The organism is Halanaerobacter jeridensis, from assembly GCF_016908315.1.
GTDB classification, from domain to species: Bacteria; Bacillota; Halanaerobiia; order Halobacteroidales; family Halobacteroidaceae; genus Halanaerobacter; species Halanaerobacter jeridensis.
The window spans coordinates 1-20,669 of the sequence record NZ_JAFBDQ010000016.1; the positions used below are offsets into that span (position 1 = coordinate 1).

Annotated in this window: 19 protein-coding genes; 18 read left to right on the forward strand and 1 reads right to left on the reverse strand. The window is 32.5% G+C overall.

Features of this window, described 5'->3' with window-relative positions; translation table 11 throughout:
- The 17 genes from JOC47_RS12680 to gatB form a co-directional block, all read left to right on the forward strand.
- A partial coding sequence (locus tag JOC47_RS12680) for an InlB B-repeat-containing protein (RefSeq protein ID WP_204702461.1) occupies positions 1-461 on the forward strand: 461 nt, incomplete at its 5' end.
- 89 nt (positions 462-550) lie between these two features.
- On the forward strand, positions 551-2,419 hold the full coding sequence (locus tag JOC47_RS12685; RefSeq protein WP_204702462.1) for an Ig-like domain-containing protein: 1,869 nt from the start codon (positions 551-553) through the stop codon (positions 2,417-2,419).
- A gap of 60 nt (positions 2,420-2,479) precedes the next feature.
- Positions 2,480-2,905, forward strand: a complete 426-nt coding sequence (locus tag JOC47_RS12690; RefSeq protein ID WP_204702463.1) for a hypothetical protein — start codon at positions 2,480-2,482, stop codon at positions 2,903-2,905.
- Between the two features lie 242 nt (positions 2,906-3,147).
- Positions 3,148-3,903, forward strand: a complete 756-nt coding sequence (locus tag JOC47_RS12695) for a hypothetical protein (RefSeq protein ID WP_204702464.1) — start codon at positions 3,148-3,150, stop codon at positions 3,901-3,903.
- Between the two features lie 139 nt (positions 3,904-4,042).
- On the forward strand, positions 4,043-4,792 hold the full coding sequence (locus JOC47_RS12700; protein ID WP_204702465.1) for a curlin repeat-containing protein: 750 nt from the start codon (positions 4,043-4,045) through the stop codon (positions 4,790-4,792).
- Between the two features lie 137 nt (positions 4,793-4,929).
- Positions 4,930-5,661 carry a hypothetical protein gene (locus JOC47_RS12705; protein WP_204702466.1) on the forward strand — a complete coding sequence of 244 codons (732 nt, stop codon included), beginning with the start codon at positions 4,930-4,932 and terminating at the stop codon, positions 5,659-5,661.
- A gap of 159 nt (positions 5,662-5,820) precedes the next feature.
- On the forward strand, positions 5,821-6,738 hold the full coding sequence (locus JOC47_RS12710) for a hypothetical protein (RefSeq protein ID WP_204702467.1): 918 nt from the start codon (positions 5,821-5,823) through the stop codon (positions 6,736-6,738).
- Between the two features lie 126 nt (positions 6,739-6,864).
- A complete protein-coding gene (locus tag JOC47_RS12715; protein WP_204702468.1) occupies positions 6,865-7,374 on the forward strand; it encodes a hypothetical protein in 510 nt (169 codons plus the stop codon).
- Positions 7,375-7,392: 18 nt separating this feature from the next.
- A complete protein-coding gene (locus JOC47_RS12720) occupies positions 7,393-7,818 on the forward strand; it encodes a curli assembly protein CsgF (protein ID WP_204702469.1) in 426 nt (141 codons plus the stop codon).
- A complete protein-coding gene (locus JOC47_RS12725) occupies positions 7,808-8,650 on the forward strand; it encodes a CsgG/HfaB family protein (protein ID WP_239551227.1) in 843 nt (280 codons plus the stop codon). Before JOC47_RS12720 ends, JOC47_RS12725 begins: the two co-directional genes overlap by 11 nt.
- A gap of 15 nt (positions 8,651-8,665) precedes the next feature.
- Positions 8,666-9,679 (forward strand): Ig-like domain-containing protein, encoded by a 1,014-nt coding sequence (locus JOC47_RS12730; protein WP_204702470.1) that lies wholly within the window; start codon positions 8,666-8,668, stop codon positions 9,677-9,679.
- Between the two features lie 145 nt (positions 9,680-9,824).
- A complete protein-coding gene (locus JOC47_RS12735; protein WP_204702471.1) occupies positions 9,825-11,717 on the forward strand; it encodes an InlB B-repeat-containing protein in 1,893 nt (630 codons plus the stop codon).
- A 36-nt stretch (positions 11,718-11,753) separates the two neighbouring features.
- Entirely contained in the window at positions 11,754-12,416 is a 663-nt protein-coding gene (locus JOC47_RS12740) for a hypothetical protein (RefSeq protein ID WP_204702472.1), read from the forward strand.
- 135 nt (positions 12,417-12,551) lie between these two features.
- Positions 12,552-13,058 (forward strand): ECF transporter S component, encoded by a 507-nt coding sequence (locus JOC47_RS12745; protein WP_204702473.1) that lies wholly within the window; start codon positions 12,552-12,554, stop codon positions 13,056-13,058.
- Positions 13,059-13,158: 100 nt separating this feature from the next.
- Positions 13,159-13,446, forward strand: a complete 288-nt coding sequence (gene gatC, locus JOC47_RS12750) for an Asp-tRNA(Asn)/Glu-tRNA(Gln) amidotransferase subunit GatC (RefSeq protein WP_239551229.1) — start codon at positions 13,159-13,161, stop codon at positions 13,444-13,446.
- 402 nt (positions 13,447-13,848) lie between these two features.
- Entirely contained in the window at positions 13,849-15,306 is a 1,458-nt protein-coding gene (gatA, locus tag JOC47_RS12755) for an Asp-tRNA(Asn)/Glu-tRNA(Gln) amidotransferase subunit GatA (RefSeq protein WP_204702474.1), read from the forward strand.
- A 22-nt stretch (positions 15,307-15,328) separates the two neighbouring features.
- Entirely contained in the window at positions 15,329-16,774 is a 1,446-nt protein-coding gene (gene gatB, locus JOC47_RS12760) for an Asp-tRNA(Asn)/Glu-tRNA(Gln) amidotransferase subunit GatB (RefSeq protein ID WP_204702475.1), read from the forward strand.
- Between the two features lie 162 nt (positions 16,775-16,936).
- On the opposite strand, the gene JOC47_RS12765 is transcribed toward gatB, so the two are convergent.
- A complete protein-coding gene (locus tag JOC47_RS12765) occupies positions 16,937-18,172 on the reverse strand; it encodes a citrate/2-methylcitrate synthase (protein ID WP_204702476.1) in 1,236 nt (411 codons plus the stop codon).
- 209 nt (positions 18,173-18,381) lie between these two features.
- Here JOC47_RS12765 and JOC47_RS12770 point away from each other — a divergent pair, with 209 nt between their 5' ends.
- Positions 18,382-20,574 (forward strand): alpha-galactosidase, encoded by a 2,193-nt coding sequence (locus JOC47_RS12770; RefSeq protein WP_204702477.1) that lies wholly within the window; start codon positions 18,382-18,384, stop codon positions 20,572-20,574.
- The last annotated feature ends 95 nt before the right edge of the window (positions 20,575-20,669 follow it).

The following is a 20,669-nucleotide window of genomic DNA, read 5'->3' on the forward strand; positions in this document are numbered from 1 at the left end:
ATCTAAAAGCGACAGCAGCTTCAGGTTGGCAGTTTGTTAATTGGGAAGGAGAAGTAGCAAATACAGCTAGTGCTGAAACAACAGTTTATATGGACAGTGATAAGACAGTAAGTGCTGTTTTCGAAGAAATAATCAATGAGGTGCCAGGAACTGTAAATAGTAATAATAGTACTGTAAATTTAAAGGGAGATCTTTTCTATGGTCAAAAATTAAATCAGGATTTAGTTTTAGATAATGATTTAGATATCAGCTTTGTAAGGGTTGATCTGAATATTGTTTTACAAGACTACCAGCAAAATCCAGTTGATGATGGAGAATATTTAATTTCAATATCTTCTGATCTTGATGGAAATATACTCGTAGATCAAAAAATTAGTGTAAGTGATGGCACAGCTTCAGTCAATTTTAATCTTTTAACTGAAGGGAATCACCGTTTAACTGTAACAGTTGATTCTGTTTAACTGTAACAGTTGATTCTGTAGCAATTACAACAGATTTTTTAGTTAATGTTCAGTCTTCAGATTTATATTTTGCTGGTGGAACTTTAGATTTGAATGGCTATGAACTAAATATTAATGGTGATTTTTATCAGGAAAGTGGAGAGATTCTGATAAATAATGGGGGCTTAACAGTAAATGGAGATTATAGATTACAAAGTAAAACTGAATCAGGAGATTTTGAAAAGGGTTCAGGTGTTTTAAAAATGATTAATAGAGATGATTTAGTATCCGTTTTCGGAGATTTTATAGTTCAAAGTAGTAGCAGTCATACTGATCATCTTATAGATGGAACACTAGAAATCAAAGGTGATTTTGAACAAATAGGAAATAATGCAGCTTATGGTAACTATTCTAGGTATAATTTTAATGCCTCTGGTAATCACACAGTAGTTTTTTCAGGAAATAGAAGACAAAATATTTCTTTTGAAAGTACCCAATCAGGTTTTGCTTCGATGAATATTGTAAATAGTGATCTTGATTTTTTGACTTTGATTAAAGGGGGAACACTTAGCAGTAATGCAGAACTGGATAATTCTTTAATTTATGGATTTACAGATAATCTAGACTTAAACGGAAAGGAATTAGTGATTAATGGAGATTTTATTCAAACAGGTGCAGCTGTAGTTGATTTTAATGGTGGAGAATTAACTGTAAAAGAGAATCTAATTCAGGAAGCAGGCAGTTTTAATATTACTTCTGGTCGTTTAAATGTTGATGGAGATTATAGATTGCAGAATCAGGAAATTATAGATGGTCAAACTATTTATTCTAATAGTTCTGCTTTTTTAATCATGAATGATTTTAATGACTATGTTGAAGTTGCTGGTGATTTTATTATGCAGTCTACTAAAGACCACTCTGAACATTTAACAGCCGGTATATTGGAAGTTAAAGGTGACTTTAGCCAGATTGGAAATAGTGCAGCTTATGGTAACTATTCCAGATATAATTTTAATGCTTCTGCTAGTCACAAAGTTATTTTTTCTGGTAATAGCAGCCAGGATATTTCTTTTGAAAATGCAAATAATTCTGGATTTGCCTTAGCTGACTTAGATAATTCTGATCTTAAATTTTTGACTGCTGTTAGGGGTTGGAAGCTCGAAAAAAATAGTGTTATAGATAATTCAGTTCCTTATGGTTTTACAGAAAAATTTGATTTAAATGGAAGAAAATTAACAATTAATGGTGATTTTGTAGAAACAGTTGATGGTACACTTGACCTAAATGGCGGTAAACTTATTATTAAAGGTGATTTTTATCAACCAGCGGGAATCTTAAAGGTAAATAGAGCTTTAGTTATGATTGAAGGAGATTATCGTTTACAAACAACAGCATTTGAACGAGGAAATGCTAAATTAATTATGTTAGAAGAAGAAGATTATATTTTGGTCAAAGGCATCTTTGCCACTCACTCAACTAGTTCACATGAAAATAATCTAAAAGATGGGGTGTTAGAAGTTAAAGGTGACTTTAAGCAGATTGGAAACAGTGCAGCTTATGGTAACTATTCCAGGTTCAATTTTGAAGCGACTGAAAATCACAAGGTAGTACTTTCGGGAACAAAGCAACAAAGCATAAATTTTGATGGATTAAGACAGTCTAAATTTGCTATATTAACTGCTGTTAATGGAGATAATAATCGAGTTGTCTTTAATCAAGATATTAATTTTGATCGAAGGTCAGATGTTACTTTAAATAATAGTTATCTTGAATTAAATCAAGGAAGTTCAACTCAGATTTCAGCTGATTTCATGATGGAAAACAGTAATCAGCATTATTGGTCTTCTCGAGATACAGATATAGCTACAGTTACTAATAGTGGTTTAATTGAAGGTGTTAATAAGGGTTATACAGCAGTGAAAATAACGAGTTCTACAGATTTATCAATATTTATTTATTCATTTGTAGAAGTTGATTAAATAATTAAAAAGATGATTTAAAATTTAGGATGGTGAGGTGGTGGTTATGAATTTTTTTCTATGAAGAATGATGATCATGAAGTTTTTTTAAATGGTGAAAAAGACATACAGACAGGAGCTTTAATTTGTACTCCAGATATTTTTGCTAAAGTATATTTTCTAGAGAAAAAAAGAATTAAGCGGAGGAAAAATTCATCTCTATTAATTAGAATTAATTTAACCCAATTGAATGATTCTAATCTTAGAAAACAATTCATATCTAAGTTAAGTCACAAATTAAGAGCTGGAGATGTAATTGCTTCTGAAGAAGGAAATGGAGTTTATATTTTAGTCTATAATATTGATATTAGTGATTTTTTAATAGTAGTGAAACGGATTATAAAGCTGGCAGCAACTAGTGGTTTCAAATTTGATATAGAAATAGACTGGGAAGAAATTTCAATTAATAATTGTACTTCACCAAGCAAAATTTTGTGTAAATTGTAGAATTTTTTATTTTAACGAGAAAAAAACGAGATTTATTAGAAAAAGAATAGAGAATTGATTAGTATAATTTAAGTAGATTTGAATTTAGGCTTAATCTTGATGAAAGGAGGCGATGAAGATTAAATCATCTCTACTCTTTGGAATAGTAAGATTAATTTACAAGGGGGGGATTATTAGAATTACAGAGAGTCAAGATGAAATAGGTCAGAGAAAAAGAATTAACCAAAGAGGGGGAAATAGCGATGAGAAAATCATTAGTTTTGTCTTTAGCTGTGATGGTGATTTTAAGTTATTCAGGATTAACCTATGCTGCTGGTAATACAGCAACAGTTAATCAAAATGGTACTCATGAGGCATATGTTTTTCAAGGTGGTTTAAACAATGAAGCGACTATTCAGCAAGGGCATCCTGGCAACACTCCTCAAGGACATGTTGCAGATGTTTGGCAAGAAGGAAAAGGTAATGTTATTGATGTTTCTCAAGGTGGACACAAAAACACTGTTAAAGCAATGCAGCTTGGTAAAGCTAACGAAATTAAGGTTGGAAAACAAAGTTATGCCTCTAATACTATTGATATTTTACAGGATGGTGATAAGAATAAAGCAGATATACTAAAGCAAACAGGTGGAAGAGACAATGTAGTGAGATTAGAACAATATAATGATGATAATGAATTTACTTTAACTCAAGATGGCGTTAATAACCAAGTTAAAGGTGTTAAAGAATCTGCTGGCAATTTAAGATTTGCTGCTAATAAAGCAGCTCAACAATTTAATGGAGCATTATTTACAGGCGCACAACTTGGAGATAATAATAAAATTGGACTCCGTCAAGGAAAAAATGATGAAGCATATATTACCCAAAAAGGTAATAATAATATGGTTTTACTTTATCAAGCAGGATCTGAGACTCATATTGCTATTATTGAGCAAGTTGGTAATAATAAAGTTGAAGTTTATCAAACAGGTGATGGAAGTAAATTTGAATTCTATCAGTAAAGATATTAGTTAGAAAAAATATCTCTACTCTTTGGGGGCAGAGATCCGTCAAATCTCTAAGTGGTCACCAATAGATTGGCGGGGAGTCAAGGTGAAACCGACCAGAGAATAATCAAAAACCAAAGAGGGGGAAATAGAAATGAGAAAATTATTAGTTTTGTCTTTAGCGGTAATGGTGGTTATGAGTTATTCAGGCTTGATCTATGCTGCTGATGGTAATACAGCAGAGGTAGAACAAAATGGTACTCATGAAGCATATGTTTTTCAAGGTGGTTTGAATAATGAAGCGACTATTCAGCAAGGGCATCCTGGTAATACTCCTCATGGACATGTTGTAGATGTTTGGCAAGAAGGAAAAGCTAATGTTATTAATGTTTCGCAACGTGTTCATAATAATACTGTTGAAGCAATGCAATTTGGTAAAGCTAATGAAATTAATGTTAGAAGACAATCTGGTTGGGGAAATAATATGATTGATGTTTTGCAAGATGGAGATAAGAATAAGGTTGATATATTGCAAAAAGGTGGTAGAGATAGCGCTGTTAGGTTAGAACAATATAATGATGGTAATGAATTTACTTTAACTCAAGATGGTTATGATCAGTATAAGGGCCATAACAACCAAGTTAAAGGTGTTAAAGAATCTTCTGGCAATCTAAGATTTGCTGGTAATAGAGCAGCTCAACAATTTAATGGTGCTTTATTTACTGGAACACAACTTGGAGATAATAACAAGATTGGATTGCGACAAGGCAAAAATGATATAGGTGTAATTTATCAAGAAGGACAAGATAATATGGCATTACTTTATCAAGCAGGTTCTGTTTCTCACACTGCTACTATTACTCAAAAAGGTGTTGGAAGTAAAGCAGAAGTTTGTCAGAAATAAAGATATACTGATAATGTAATATTTCTACTCTTTGGGGACAGAGATCCGTCGACTCTTTAATTGGTCACCAATAGATTGGCGGGGAGTCAAGGTGAAACCGACCAGAGAATAACCTAACCAAAGAGGGGGAAATCATAATGAGAAGATTATTAGTTTTGTTTTTAGCTGTAATGGTGGTTATGAGTTATTCAGGATTAACTTTTGCTGCTGGTAATACAGCAGAGGTAGAACAAAATGGTACTCATGAGGCATATGTTTTTCAAGGTGGTTTGAATAATGAAGTAACTATTCAGCAAGGGCATCCTGGTAACACTCCTCAAGGTCATGTTGCAGATGTTTGGCAAGAAGGAAAAGGTAATATTGTTGATGTTTTTCAAGGTGGACACAAAAACACAGTTGGAGCAATGCAATTTGGTAAAGCTAACAAAATTAAGGTTGGAAAACAAAGCTATGCTTCTAATACTATCGATATTTTGCAAGATGGCGATAAGAATAAAGCAGATATACTAAAACAAACAGGTGGAAGAGACAATGTAGTGAGATTAGAACAATATAATGATGATAATGAATTTACTTTAATCCAAGATGGAGTTAACAATCAAGTTAAAGGTGTTAAGGAAGCTTCTGGCAATTTAAGATTTGCTGCTAATAAAGCAGCCCAGCAATATAATGGAGCATTATTTACAGGAACACAAGAAGGAGATAATAACAAGATTGGATTGCGCCAAGGTAAGAATGATATAGGTGTAATTAATCAAAATGGTAATGATAATATGGCATTACTTTATCAAGCAGGTCCTGTTTCTCACACTGCTACTATTACTCAAGAAAACAGTAATGGAAGTAAAGCAGAAGTTTGTCAGAAATAAAGAAATGCTAATAATGTAATATTAGTATCAAAATTTTTTAATATCTCTACTCTTTGGGGGCAGAGATCCGTCAAATCTCTAAGTGGTCACCAATAGATTGACGGGGAGCCAAGGTGAAACCGACCAGAGAATAACCAAACCAAAGAGGGGGAAATAGAAATGAGAAAATTATTAGTTTTGTCTTTAATTATGATGGTGGTATTAAGTTATTCAGGCTTGATCTATGCTGCTGATGGTAATACAGCAGATGTGATACAGAATAATGGTGAAAATGAAGCCAAGGTAGAACAGACCGGCGAAAATGAAGTAAAAGTAGAACAGGAAGGTAAAAATGAAGCTAAGGTAAAACAGACCGGTAAAAATAAAGCTATGATAGAACAGCTAGGTGAAAACAAGGCTAATCTAGAACAAAATGGAACTGGAAATGAAGCTTATATTGTACAAAGTTCTATGAATATATCGCTATTATCAACTTATAATGTTGCTAATGTTGATCAAATTGGAAATAGGAACCAAGCAGGTATTATGCAAATGGGGTCTGAAAATGACGCAGATATTGCACAAGATGGGGATAAAAATCAAGCAGGAATCATGCAAATTGGAATTAAAAATGAAGCAGGAATTGCACAAGATGGAGATAGAAATCAAGCAGGCATTGCGCAAGTTGGAACTGAAAACGAAGCTGATATTGATCAAGCTGGAGATAAAAATAAATTAGGTATTATACAAGGTGGAGATAAAAACGAAGCTGATATTGATCAAATAGGTGATAATAATGCTTTCTTAGTTTTACAAGTAGGAGAAGAAAATCAAATCAAGGGTGTTAAAGAAGGAAGCAATGGATTGCGCTTGACTGTTAATAAAGCTGCTCAACAGTATAATGGATCTAAATTTTTAGGTTATCAAAATGGCCAAAGAAATAAAATAGGTTTACGACAAGGTAAAGATGACCTAGGATTCATTAAACAAGAAGGAAGCGATAATATGGCTTTGCTTCGTCAAGCTGGTGCTGTTTCTCATAATACTATTATTAAACAAACTGGTGATGAAAGTAAAGCTAAAGTTAATCAAAAGTAATTAGCCTATCTCTAGCTATTATTTAGTTAGCTATATTGAATAAGATAATAAGCAAAGGCAGTCTAGATAGACTGCCTTTATAAGTATAAGCAGTTATTGAATTAGAATTTTGAAAGGGGGATTAAAATGATCAAAAAAATAATTAGTTTCTTAGTAATTATAATTTTTTTATTTACTATTTCTGCTTTAGCTGAGGATGAAAAATTTAAAGATAGACTTGCCTTAATACGGGCTTCACAAAATTTGAGTGTCCAAGAAGAAAGTATTTCCGAAAATAAAATTGCTATATTTGTGACTGATTTTGGTGCCATTGAGGGAGAAGTTAGTATTGGAGGCAGCTTAGAAATTTCATTGTTTAATCAGCAGACAGCAAGGATGTTAAATGAAATTATTTATTTAAAAGACAAAGAATCCTTAGCAGGTTTTTTATCTTTAAAATTTCTTTATCCTTTAGAGAAAAACTTATCATTTTATCTAGGTGCTGGAGGAGAAGTAACAGGAAAAGCTAGATACCAGGTGTTTGCAGGTTTTAATATAGTAGAAGATTTTTTTGTAGAAGCTAAATATATTAATGAAGAAGGACTGGTTACAGATAGTAATTTTTATTTAGCAACTGGATTACAATTAGCTTTTTGAGAAAGGGGTTGAAAGTAGATGAAGAAAAAAATGGTGCTTTTATTAACTTTAATAATGTTTTTAAGTGGAGGAAATGTTAATGCAAGTAATCATACTATGAGTTGGGATTTTCAGATGTTTAGCAATTATAATTATCGTCAAGTTGCTATGAATGTAGCTCAAATACAAAAAGAATTGGTTAAAGAGGAAGAAGATGCGATTGAAGAATTTAAAGATGATCTTGAGCGCAGATTATTTAGTTCAGCTCAGAGAAAAATTGTAGATATGATTCTTAATGAAGATGAAATTCCTTATGGTAAATTTGAAGCTGGAGATTTGAAAATTACTGTTGCGGAAGATCCGTTAACTGGAGAAGTATTAATTGATATAGTAGATGTAGTGAGTGGTGATAGTACAACTATTAATTATTCTTCTGATGATTGGGCTACAGGATATGATTGGTAGAATTTTATGCAAAGAATTAACTTCTATATATTGGAAGGAAGATAATAATATGAAGAATATGATAAAAATTAGTTTAACTATTCTGATTATAATTTTAGTTACTATGGGAGCTTTTGCTACAGAAGATAATAGTAGAGAAGATTCCGAAAAGTTGCTACAGAAAATTGTTGACTCAGCTGATGAAATATTATCTTCTAAACCTAATGTAACAAAAGTTACCCAATTATTAGCCGCTTTACCTGAACCTGAGAGCAAAGCTAAAATAGCTGTTTATAATATTGTTGATAAAACGGGACAAGTTAAAGATATAGGTTCTTCAGTAGTTACTCAAGGGGCTACTGACATGATGATTACTGCTTTGCAGCGTTCGCGGCAGTTTATCATTTTAGATAGAGTTAATTTTGTTAACTTAATGAATGAACAAAATTTAAAAACTAAAGGAAGATTACGTCAAGGGGAAGGTCCGCAAATTAGTAGGATGACGGGATCAGATTATGTTTTATCAGGGGGGGTTACTGAATATCAAGTAGATAAAGCAACTGGGGGTTTAGGACTTAAAATTGCTGGGGTGGGAGGTTCAAATAAGTATGCGACTGCTTCGACAGCTATAGATTTAAGATTAACGGATACTACAACGGGAGAAGTAGTGTGGGCAGTAAGTCTCAAAAAAGAAATAAAGGGTGAAAAGATAGGTATACAGACCTTTGCTTTTATAGGAAATAATGTTGTTGAATTCGAAACTGGGAAAGGTAAGCAAGAAGTTATCAATTTAGTGGTAAGAACTTTATTAGAAGAAGCCGTCTTTAAATTATATCAGAGTGGGGTGTTTTAGAGGGGAGGGATAGCAGTGAATAAATGGGGATTAGTATTAATTATTTTGTTGAGTTTAGTATTGAGTGCTTGTAGTGATGATAGTGAGTTATCTAATAATAGCAATCGAGTTTATCTGGAAATTGAACAAAGTAATCAATATGGGGCAACTATTAATCCGGGAAACGGTTATTTTGTTTATGATAAAGGAGCTATTGCAAATATTGAGTTAGAAGTAGTTACAGGTTATAACTTTGAGGGATGGCAAGGTACAAATGCTTCTGAATTAGCAGCGGTTGAGTCTAATAATGGACAATGGAAATTAAATATGGATGAAGATAAAAATATTAGAGCTGAATTAAAATTGGAGAATTTTGCATTAGCTACTACTAGTCCTGTCAATGGAGAAGAGGACATCCCTTATAATTTAAAAAAGATAATATTAACTTTTAATAATAAATTGGGGATTTCAACTACTTACCCTCAGATTAATTTCTCTAAGGTAAATGCTTCTGATGATGAAGGAATTGATAATCGTGACTTTGAAATTGAAGATAATCAGTTAATAATTAATTTAGGTGGTAATTTCTTAGATAATAGTTATTTAGAATTTGGTGAAGAGTATGAATTAGAAATTACAAATAGAATTTTAGATGAAAAGGGGAGATCCTTTGCTGTTCCTAACATTAAATTCAAAATAGAAACTGTTGCTCCTGAAGCTCCATTTGTAGGGATAGATCTAATTGATGCAAACAATCAATTAGAAATTTTTTGGCAGAGAACTAAAGATAATTTAAAAGGCTTGGGCGATAAATATGCTGTTGAATATAGAATTTATAGAAGTATTAATGATAAAGAATTTAGTGATGAACCTTATAAGATAATAAGTTTAGCAGAAGGTGATTTTCAATTGGATGATCTTGAAATAATTTTGAGAGAAGATATTAATGAAGATGTGGATTTATTTACTAATATATATTACTATAAAGTTCGAGCAGTCAATGAGTATGGCAAAGTTAGCGAATTTAGCAATATAGTAAGTACTGAATAAACTTGAACTCCCTCGGATTTTGTTGTAAATTGTTATTTATTTTCGATAATAAGAAGGGAGTTTGTACTTGCCTGTAGAAATAAAACCCTAAGAATATATTTTTTTATCTTTTTTCATTTTTTAATCATTAAGGGGGTTAAATTTTATGCTAGGCAATAAAGGAAAGAATACAATTTTAATATTTTTTTTAGTCTTATTATTTTTATTTGTAGTAGGATGTTCTGAAGAAAATAATGATATATCTAAAAGTGAAATTAGAGTAACGGCTGAAGGTGGTAAAGTCACTTTAGAACCTAACAAAGGTGTTTATAAAATCGGAGAACAAGTTACTTTAACAGCAGTGCCTGATAGTAATTATCAATTTAATGGTTGGATAATTAATGGTGATGCTGTTGATAAAGATAGCCCTACTCAAATTACTATTCAGAATCCTATAGAAAAGGTAGAGGCTTCTTTTAATTTAAGTGGTGGAGGAGATAGCTCAGATGATTCCGATGATACAGACCCAGTGCAAACTTATAGTATTAATGCTGCAGTTGCTCAAGCGGACGTAGGTTCTGTGACAATTATTAATGCTGATACAGGTCAGGAAATCACTAATGGTAGTCAAGTGGAAGAAGGTACAATGATTAAATTAGAGGCTAATTCTGAAGTTGATAATTATCAACTTACTCATTGGCTAGTTAATGGGTCTAAAGTTAGCGGTGATACTAATAATCCTTATGTTATTGACAATATTAGTGAAAACTTAACTATAGAAGCTTATTTTGATGATAAAGTTGATATTGCAGCAGAGCCAAGAGGTAGTATCATTTCAGGAGTTACAATCAATATTTATGATGCTGTAGGAAATCAACTTGGAACTTTATATCAAGATAATAATGCCTCTGAAGTAGAAGTAGATGCTGGGCAGGAAATAATTTTAACGACTAGTGTTCAATCCTCTGATTATGGTTTGCATGCGTGGTGGATAGATGGTGAAAAAAGATATGAGCAAGAATTGTCAGAATTAGGTGGAGAACAAGGAATTAAATTAACTGCTAATCAAGATTTTACGGGAATTAATTTATTAGAAGCAGTTTATAGTGAAGTTGTTTATCAAGGGAATTATGAAGATGACCAGGGTACTATCTTAGGTGCTATTCGTGAAGGGAAAGAGGATGGAAAGATATTTGGCCCTTTAACTAAGAAAGATTTAGCAGAAGTAACTTATTTAAATGCTACTGGCTATGATATAAGTGATTTAGATACAGTAGTAGATTATTTAGATAACTTGAAGACCTTAATCTTGAGAAGAACAAATGTTAGTATAGATAATAATGATTTAGATACTATTTCTAAGTTGCAGAGCCTAGAAATATTAAATTTAAATAACCCTGATAATAAAATGAATGTAACTAAAATAGATGGTTTTTCTAAATTATATAAGTTAACTGAATTAAAGACTTTAAGATTGCGCTATAACAAAGTGAAAAATATTGATTTTGTACAAAATATGAATAATTTAACTGAGTTAGACCTATTGGGGAATGATGTGAGAATAGTACAACCACTAGTAACTTTAGAAGATAATTTGGAACGGATAAATATTAAATATAATAAAGGGGTTTATATGACGGAAGCTGAAACTGAAGCAGTGCCCCGGCCAATAAGTGTCCCGATTGATGAACTAGAAACTTTAAGTGGGATTGCTCGTTCAGAATTTGATTCAGATGAAGAGATGAGAGACAAAGTAGAGTTGATTGCTAGTGGTAATAATAGTGATTTACATCGCCTAAATGGGGTTGAGGCTAATATTTATCCTATAGTCACTACTAATACTTCTGGGAACGGAAGTGGTAAAATACTTTTATCACCGGGACGTACTGAAGGAAAGTATTATTATCCCCAGTCTAGAGTTACAGTTAATGTTCAGGCAGATGCAGATTCTCAATATGTAAGTGGAAGTTTAAAAGTGAATGGAGTAGCCCATTCACCAGGAGATGAAATAAATGTAAAGGGAAATGTAAACGTAGAAGCTCAATTTTCCCAACAATAAAAAGAGTGCTTTTTCAAATTAGGGAGGAATTCTTTTATGAAAAAGTTAATACTGATGATTGTAATTTTAGTTCTGATTTTTTCAGTTAATGTATCAGCAAAAACGAATCTTGAGTTTTCTATGGGAGCTATAGGAGGAGAAAATATAAGTGATGATTTTATACCTGGAGGACAACTAAAGATAATAACTGATAAATATAATTACAAAGAGGTATATGATTTTATCGAGTTTAGTTCTAATTTTGGAAGTGGTGATTCTGATTATAATTTTATTTCTTCAGACTTAATACTTTATTCTCAAATAAGAGATCTAGATTTAAAAAATAAATATGTAGGAATAGGTGTTAAACAATTATTTTTGGATAATTCTCAGGCTTCTAATTTTATCTTTGATAGTGATATAACTGCTTATGGGGTTCCACTAGCATTTAAAGCAAAAGAAAATTTTGGTCAATCCAAATTGTTTTTCATTGGAACTATTTTCAAAGGAGTTTATAATATGACAGTTCCGGGGGAAGATGCTGCAAGTGATTTTAATGGATTTAGTATTGATTTAGGGCTTAAATTAAAAATGAATGATTTGAACTTTAAATTAAGCTATAAGCAAGAAGATTATTCATTTGATAGAGATAAAGATGTAATTGGAGCGGAAAATTTTACAGATGATTATAAAGGGCTATTTTTAGGATTTTATTTTTAAAATATAGGTTGTTGATGACTTAATTAAATAATTTTATTTTGTAATTGAATTCGAAATAGCTTATACTTATTAATGAAACAATAAGTATAAGCTATTTTTTATGTTTATAATTATATTATTAGGGAGGTAAATTATATGAACTTTAGCACAAAATTTGTGACTCGAACAGGATTATTATTAGCTTTGACTATTGGTCTACAGTTATTATCTCGTTCCTTAGGTGGTACACAATTAATCACTGGTTCTTTAGTTAATATGATGTTACTTCTTTCAACAATGATTTTAGGTTGGCAAGGTGGTGCAGCAGTAGGTTTTTTTACTCCAATTATTGCTGTTTTATTAGGGATTATGGGGGTTCCAGTTTTAGTTCCAGCAATTATAATTGCTAATTTAGTGTTGGTTATTAGCTATTATTTCATTAATGATTATAATCAGTATTTAGCATTAGGGGTAGGAGCAATTGCTAAATTTTTAGTTCTATCAGTATCAGTCAAATATTTGCTGCAAGTTCCACCACCTGTAGTAAAAATGATGCAGATACCGCAGCTTTATCATGCTGTGATTGGTGGTTTATTTGCTATAGCATTGTTTCGCATTTTAAAGCGAATTGACAGTGATGATAAAATATTTGCAGGTGATTAAGCCTTGTGATATAATTAGTAATTAGTTAAAATATAGAAGTTTTGAAGTGTATAGTTATTAATCTTCTGAAATAAAAGCAAAATTAGAGAGGGGGATAATAATGAAGTTAGATCAAGAAACTGTAGAGAGAGTTGCTCATTTAGCAAGATTAGAGATTGATGAAGAGGAAAAGGAGACATTTACGCATCAATTAAGTGATATTTTAGACCATGCTGAAAAATTAAATGAGTTGGATACTGAAGATGTAGAGCCGATGGCTCATGCTACTGATGTAAATAATGTACTGCGGTCTGATGATGTGAAAGAGTCGTTAGACCAAGATGAGGCAGTAGCTAATGCACCAGATGAAGAAGAAGGTATGTTTAAAGTACCGCAAATAGTAGAATAAAAGCAGTAACTAGAAAAAGCAGTAATGAGTGACGAGTAAAAATAAAAGCAGTGACGAGAAATATAGTAATGAGTGATGAGAAAAAAGAAGTAACTAGAAAAAGCAGTGATGAGTAAAGAATAACAAGAAAAAACAGTGACGAGTAATGAAAAAAAGAAGTAACAGGGAAAATACTAATGAGTGAAAATGTAGAGACTTGGCACTGCCAAGTCTGTATAATAACAAATAAGAATAAGTATCAATTGTAGATTATGAATGATGATATAAGAGTAAAGCAGTAATGAGTAAAAATGGAACTAGATGTGTTTTTTAGTCTTTTGATTGTATGTTTTTAACTCATTACTATTTACTAAATACTCTTTACTGTATTACCTTACTGTATTATCTTAAGGGGGGAAAACAATGGAATTGTATCAATTGCCTGCTCATGAGTTACATGAAAAATTGCTAGCAGGAGAAGTTAGTGCTGTAGAGATTACAGAAGCAGTGTATGATAGAATTGAAGAAGTTGAAGATAATGTGCAAGCCTATTTGAATTTAATGAAAGAAGAAGCTATAGAACAAGCAAAAAAAGTTGATCAAAAATTAGCTGATGGAGAAGATATTAATCCATTAGCAGGAATTCCGGTGGCATTAAAAGATAATTTATCAACTGAGGGAATAGAAACTACTTGTGCTTCTAAAATTTTAGAAGGTTATCAGCCACCTTATAATGCTACAGTAGTAGAAAAATTAGCTGCTGAAGATGTTGTAATGACTGGTAAGACTAATATGGATGAATTTGCAATGGGTTCTTCGACTGAGAATTCAGGAATTAAAAATACATATAACCCTTGGGATATCAATAGAGTCCCTGGTGGTTCTAGTGGTGGTTCTGCTGCTGCAGTAGCAGCTGGAGAGGCAACAATTGCTTTAGGTTCTGATACAGGTGGTTCAATCAGACAACCTGCTGCCTTTTGTGGAGTAGTAGGAATGAAGCCAACTTACGGTTTAGTATCAAGATATGGATTAGTTGCTTTTGCTTCTTCTTTAGATCAGATTGGACCATTTGCTAAAGATGTAACAGACTGTGCTTTAGCCTTAAATTATATTGCTGGGCATGATGAGATGGATTCTACTTCTGTCGATCGTGAGATTCCTGATTATACTGCCAATTTAGATGGAGATATTTCTGGAATGAAGATTGGAGTGCCAGAAGAGTATTTTGGTGAAGGAATTGACGATGAAGTAAAAGAATCTGTGTGGAATGCAATTGAACAATTAGAAGAGCTAGGTGCTGAGTATGAAGAGGTTTCACTACCTCATACTGATTATGGTTTATCTGCTTATTATTTAATTGCTCCTGCAGAAGCTAGTTCAAACTTGGCCCGGTATGATGGAGTAAGATATGGACATCGTAGTAACCAAGCTAATGGACTAATTGAAATGTTTAAGAAGACAAGACAAGAAGGATTTGGCGATGAAGTTAAGCGGAGAATCATGTTAGGAACTTATGCTTTAAGTTCAGGATATTATGATGCTTATTATAAAAAAGCTCAAAAGGTAAGAACTTTAATCAAAGAAGACTTTGATGAAGCCTTTGCTGAATATGATATTTTGATTTCTCCAACTACACCAACGACTGCTTTTGAAATTGGAGATAAATCAAATGACCCATTACAGATGTATTTATCTGATATTTGTACAATCCCAGTTAATTTAGCGGGATTACCTGCTTTATCAATGCCTTGTGGTGTAGACAGTAATGACTTGCCAATTGGATTACAAATCATTGGTGATCATTTTGCAGAAGAAAAGATTTTACAAGTTGCTTATGCTTTAGAACAAGCTACTGATTTAGATGCAGAATTAGAACTGTAAATTAATTTTGGAGGTGAAAAAGATGCTTGAAGATTATGAAATAACAATTGGGTTGGAAGTGCATGCCCAATTAGCTACAAATACTAAGATTTTTTGCGGTTGTAAAAACGAATTTGGTGCTGAGCCTAATACTCATACTTGTCCCGTCTGTTTAGGACTGCCGGGAACTTTGCCGGTTTTAAATGAGCAAGCAGTAGAATACATAATTAAGGCTGGACTTGCTCTAGATTGTGAGATTGCTACGTTTAGTAAATTTGATCGAAAAAATTATTTTTATCCTGATTTACCAAAAGCTTATCAGATTTCGCAATTTGATTTACCATTTTGCGAAGCTGGTGAGATAGATATTCAAGTTGATGACGAAGATCATGAAATTGGAATTACTAGAATTCACTTAGAAGAAGATGCCGGGAAGTTAACCCATGCGGGAGATATTTCTAATGCTGACTCTAGTTTAGTGGACTATAATCGAGTGGGGACACCATTAATTGAAATTGTAAGTGAACCGGATATGAAGAGTCCGCAACAAGCTGTAGCTTACTTGAAAAAGTTAAAAAGCATTTTAGAATACATTGGAGTTTCTGATTGCGAAATGTCGGAAGGTTCTTTAAGAGCTGATGCTAACTTATCAATTGCTCCTAATGGAAGTGAAGAGTTAGGGACTAAAACAGAGCTGAAGAATATGAATTCATTTAAGGCAATTGAAAAGGCGTTAACTTATGAAGCTAAACGGCAAGAAAAGTTATTAGATAAAGGCGAAGAAATAGTCCAAGGAACTAGAACTTGGGATGATGAAGCAGGGAAAACATTAGCATTACGCGAAAAAGAAGAAGCTCATGATTATAGATATTTCCCTGAACCTGATTTGGTACCAGTGATTGTTAAAGATAGCTGGATTAAAGGAATTAAAAATACTATTCCTGCTTTGCCAGACGAAAGAAAAGAACAGTACGTAGAAGAGTTCGGTATTCCTGAGTATGATGCTGAAGTAATTACTGCTGATAGAGAATTAGCTGATTTCTTTGAAGCAGTAGTAGCAAAATTTGATGATGCTAAGGAAGTAAGTAATTGGGTGATGGGAGAATTCTCTCGTTTATTAAATGAAAATGAAGTTACTCCTGCTAATGTAGAGTTTGCTCCTGCAGATTTAGCAAAGTTATTAGAAATGAAAGAAGAAGATGTGATTTCTAGTAAGATTGCTAAAAAGGTATTTGAAAAGATGTTTAATACTGGCCAAGACCCTGAAACAATTGTTGAAGAAGAAGGGTTGAAACAGATTAGTGATTCTTCTGAATTAGAAGAAATTGTGGAAGGTGTTTTAGAAGATAATCAATCTGCTGTAGAAGACTACAAAGGTGGTAATAAAAACGTAATTGGTTTCTTTGTTGGTCAAACTATGCAGGCTACACAAGGTAAAGCTAATCCTCAGAAGGTAAAAGAGTTACTTAGAGAAAAATTAGAAGAATAGAAAAGCAATTGAAAATGGATAATGTAGAATTGATAATTAAAAATAATAAAAAAATAAAAGTTTGAAAAGCAAAACTCCTTCTAGATACCTAGAAGGAGTTTTGTGATTTGATCTTTTGAATTTTAGGTTTTTAATTGTATATTTTCAATTCTCAATTGCTCTTTATTTTTCTTCCCTAATAATGTGGCGTGTATTAAATCCGTCATATAATTGCTTAGGTCGATAGATTTTATTTTTAACTTCCATATTTTCAACCCAATGAGAAGTCCAACCAATTACACGACCTAGAGCAAAAATAGTAGTAAAGTATTTCGGTTCAATATCCATTGCTCTCATTACTAAGCCAGACCAGAAGTCTACATTAGGATAAATATCTTTATCAGCAAATTTATCTAAAGCGGTTTTTTCTAATTTTTTAGCTATTTGATATAAATTATCTAACTCAGGGTCAACATCACTTTGTTCATTGAATATTCTAGGGATTATATTTTCTTTTAAGTATAGTGCTCGTGGGTCATAAGTTTGATAAACGCGGTGACCAATGCCCATGATCTTTTCTTTGTTATTGATTTTTTCTTCTAAGTATGCTTCTACATTTTCAGGGTCCCCTATTTCTTCTAACATTTTAATTACTCGTTCATTAGCCCCACCGTGTAAAGGACCTGATAATGAATTAACTGCAGTAGCTATTGAAGCATAAATACTAGCTTTAGAAGAACCAACTGCGCGAACTGAAAAAGTACTATTATTCATCGTGTGGTCAACATGTAAGATTAATAATTGTTCAAAAATATTAATCCATTTTTCCTGTTTAGCTAATTCTTCATTAAAGCAGTACAAGATGTAACGGGCTAAAGAATCAAAAGTTTCTCCTTCAGCAAAGTTAGGGTCTTGTTTTCTATAAGTACCTAGAATAGTAGGGAATTTTGCAATTAATTGTACAGCTCTGTTGAGATTATGCTGATAATTTTCAACATTGAAACAGCCCGCATCAGCACTTTGTAATTGTAGAATACTAGAACTGAGCATATGCATCGGATGTAAGTCATCATCCATAGAAACTATTGTTTCAGCAATACTGTCATCAAGTTCTTTATGGTCTAATAGATCTTCAGTTAATTCTATTCTTTCTTCTAATAATGGTAAGTCTCCTTTTAATAATAAAAAACAGATTTCTTCGTAACTGCCGTGTTTAGCTAATTCTTGAACTGGATAACCTCTAAAAGTTAGTAATCCTTTATCACCGTCAATATTACTAATGCTTGATTTAGCAACAGGAACACCTTCTAGTCCTGGGAAATAACCTTTTTCTAGTAAGGTAGTGATTAATTGCAGGTATTTCTTTTCTAATTCTTTATCTTCCAGTTTTTTTAATGCATCTTTGATTTGAGGTAGCATCTTTATATCTCTCCTTTATCTAATAATTCACTTTAATTTTTTATATATATTCAAACCAGAGCATATTTATAAATATAATATCATATTTATGACCCAATTACAATCTTAAGTAGTGTCATATTGTGGGCATGATAAGTTGACATAGAATGGAAAATAAGATAAAATATATTTAAATTTTGTAAAATTAATGATGACTAAGGGGGCTAATCATGGGGATTTTTTATAATGATATAAAAAAATATTTTCATTTACAAGCTAAAAATACTAGTTATTTAATTAAAATATCAGAAACGGGCGAATTGCTGCATGTTTATTGGGGGCGTCAACTGCAGTCATTAGAATGGACAAAAGAACAAGAGAGGGCTTTAAACCCTTATTTAGACTATTGGCGACAAGAACATTCTTTTGTAACAGATATAAAACCTAAAGAATATCCTGAATATGGGCATGCGGATGTTCGGCAGCCAGCTTATCAAATCCAATTGGAAAATGGCAGTAGAATAAGCAAATTAAAATATCAATCCCATGAAATTTATGCGGGGAAAAGAGAATTAGAAAATTTGCCTGCTACTTATGTAGAAGATTCTGCTGAGGCAGAAACTTTAGAAATAACTTTAGTTGATGAAATTACTGATTTAAAGGTTATTTTTTCTTATACAGTTTATGAAGAATTTAATGCCGTAACAAGGTCAGTTAAGTTCATTAATGAAGGTAAAGAAAATTTGAATTTAACACGAGCTCTAAGTGCTAGCTTGGATTTTAAAGATAGCAATTTTGAACTATTGCAATTATCAGGGGCTTGGGGAAGGGAAAGATACATTGAAAGACGAAATTTAGTACCAGGTTTACAGGGGGTTGAGAGTAAAAGAGGAGCTAGTAGTCATTCACAAAATCCATTTATTGCTCTGCTGAGGGAGGATACAAATGAAGAACAGGGTGAGGTTTATGGATTCAGTCTTGTTTATAGTGGTAATTTTTTAGCCCAAGTAGAGGTTAATAAATTTAATCAAACAAGAGTTTTAATGGGGATTAATCCTTTTGATTTTAATTGGTTGTTAGAACCTGGGCAGAATTTTCAAACCCCAGAAGTAGTGATGGTTTATTCTGGTCAAGGTCTTAATCAGATGTCACAAACTTATCACCAATTATATCGTAAAAGATTAGCGCGAGGTGAATTCCGCGATAAAGAAAGACCTATCTTAATTAATAATTGGGAAGCTACTTATTTTGATTTCGATGAAGAGAAAATTTTAGAAATTGCAGAAGCTGGAAAGAAATTAGGTTTAGAGTTATTTGTATTAGATGACGGTTGGTTTGGTAGAAGAAATGATGATAGTTCTTCTCTAGGAGATTGGTTTGTAAATGAAAATAAACTGCCTCATGGTTTAGATACTTTAGGTCAAAAAATAAATGATTTAGGATTAGAATTTGGATTATGGTTTGAAGCAGAAATGATTTCCCCAGATAGTGATTTATATCGTGCTCATCCTGATTGGTGTCTTCATGTTCCCGAGCGAGACCGTTCTACAGCCAGAAATCAATTGATTTTAGATTTAGCGCGACCAGAAGTTTGTGACTATATCATAGAACAAGTATCTAATATTTTATCTAGTGCTCCAATTACGTATGTTAAATGGGATATGAACCGTAATATGACTGAAATTGGCTCAGCTAATCTTGTTGCTGAGCGGCAGCCAGAGACTGCACATCGTTATATCTTAGGTTTATATCGAGTGCTAGAAGAGTTAAATACTAAATTCCCTAATGTGCTATTTGAAAGTTGTTCTGGAGGCGGAGGAAGATTTGATCCCGGGTTACTGCATTATATGCCTCAGACTTGGACTAGTGATAACACTGATGCTATTGAAAGGCTGAAAATTCAATATGGGACTAGCTTAGTTTATCCTTTGAGTTCTATGAGTGCTCATGTTTCAGCAGTGCCAAATCATCAAATGAAGCGCACAACTCCTTTAGATACAAGGGCCAATGTAGCTATGTTCGGTAATTTTGGCTATGAACTTGATTTAACTGAATTAACAGATGAGGAGAAAACAATGATTAAAGAGCAAGTCTCTAACTATAAAAATATTAGAGAATTGGTGCAGCAGGGCCAATTTTATAGATTACTAAGTCCCTTTGAAAATAATAATGATACCGCTTGGATGGTAGTATCTAAAGATAAAAAAGAAGCTTATGTAGGTTACTACAACGGCTTAGGTGAAGCTAATCCACCTTCGTTTACTCTGCAGTTAAAAGGTTTAGATCCCGAATTGAAGTATCAAGTAGATAATGAAGAGATATACCCCGGAGATTTATTAATGTATGCAGGAATAGATTTGACTCATAGATTGTGGGTAGGAGAGGACTTTCGAAGTGTAACTTTGAAATTAGAAGCTATTTAAATCGCAAAATTTTTAGCAGTTTATTCATTTAGGTTAATTTGGTAGTGAGTAGTCTAATTGACATCTGACAAAAGAAAATATATAATGAAAACAGC

Coding starts and splice junctions, on each gene's coding strand:
- JOC47_RS12690 (WP_204702463.1), top strand. CDS start 2,480: ATGAAGAATGATGATCATGAAGTTTTTTTAAATGGTGAAAAAGACATA.
- JOC47_RS12695 (WP_204702464.1), top strand. CDS start 3,148: ATGAGAAAATCATTAGTTTTGTCTTTAGCTGTGATGGTGATTTTAAGT.
- JOC47_RS12700 (WP_204702465.1), top strand. CDS start 4,043: ATGAGAAAATTATTAGTTTTGTCTTTAGCGGTAATGGTGGTTATGAGT.
- JOC47_RS12705 (WP_204702466.1), top strand. CDS start 4,930: ATGAGAAGATTATTAGTTTTGTTTTTAGCTGTAATGGTGGTTATGAGT.
- JOC47_RS12710 (WP_204702467.1), top strand. CDS start 5,821: ATGAGAAAATTATTAGTTTTGTCTTTAATTATGATGGTGGTATTAAGT.
- JOC47_RS12715 (WP_204702468.1), top strand. CDS start 6,865: ATGATCAAAAAAATAATTAGTTTCTTAGTAATTATAATTTTTTTATTT.
- JOC47_RS12720 (WP_204702469.1), top strand. CDS start 7,393: ATGAAGAAAAAAATGGTGCTTTTATTAACTTTAATAATGTTTTTAAGT.
- JOC47_RS12725 (WP_239551227.1), top strand. CDS start 7,808: ATGATTGGTAGAATTTTATGCAAAGAATTAACTTCTATATATTGGAAG.
- JOC47_RS12735 (WP_204702471.1), top strand. CDS start 9,825: ATGCTAGGCAATAAAGGAAAGAATACAATTTTAATATTTTTTTTAGTC.
- JOC47_RS12740 (WP_204702472.1), top strand. CDS start 11,754: ATGAAAAAGTTAATACTGATGATTGTAATTTTAGTTCTGATTTTTTCA.
- JOC47_RS12745 (WP_204702473.1), top strand. CDS start 12,552: ATGAACTTTAGCACAAAATTTGTGACTCGAACAGGATTATTATTAGCT.
- gatC (WP_239551229.1), top strand. CDS start 13,159: ATGAAGTTAGATCAAGAAACTGTAGAGAGAGTTGCTCATTTAGCAAGA.
- gatA (WP_204702474.1), top strand. CDS start 13,849: ATGGAATTGTATCAATTGCCTGCTCATGAGTTACATGAAAAATTGCTA.
- gatB (WP_204702475.1), top strand. CDS start 15,329: ATGCTTGAAGATTATGAAATAACAATTGGGTTGGAAGTGCATGCCCAA.
- JOC47_RS12765 (WP_204702476.1), bottom strand. CDS start 18,172: ATGCTACCTCAAATCAAAGATGCATTAAAAAAACTGGAAGATAAAGAA.
- JOC47_RS12770 (WP_204702477.1), top strand. CDS start 18,382: ATGGGGATTTTTTATAATGATATAAAAAAATATTTTCATTTACAAGCT.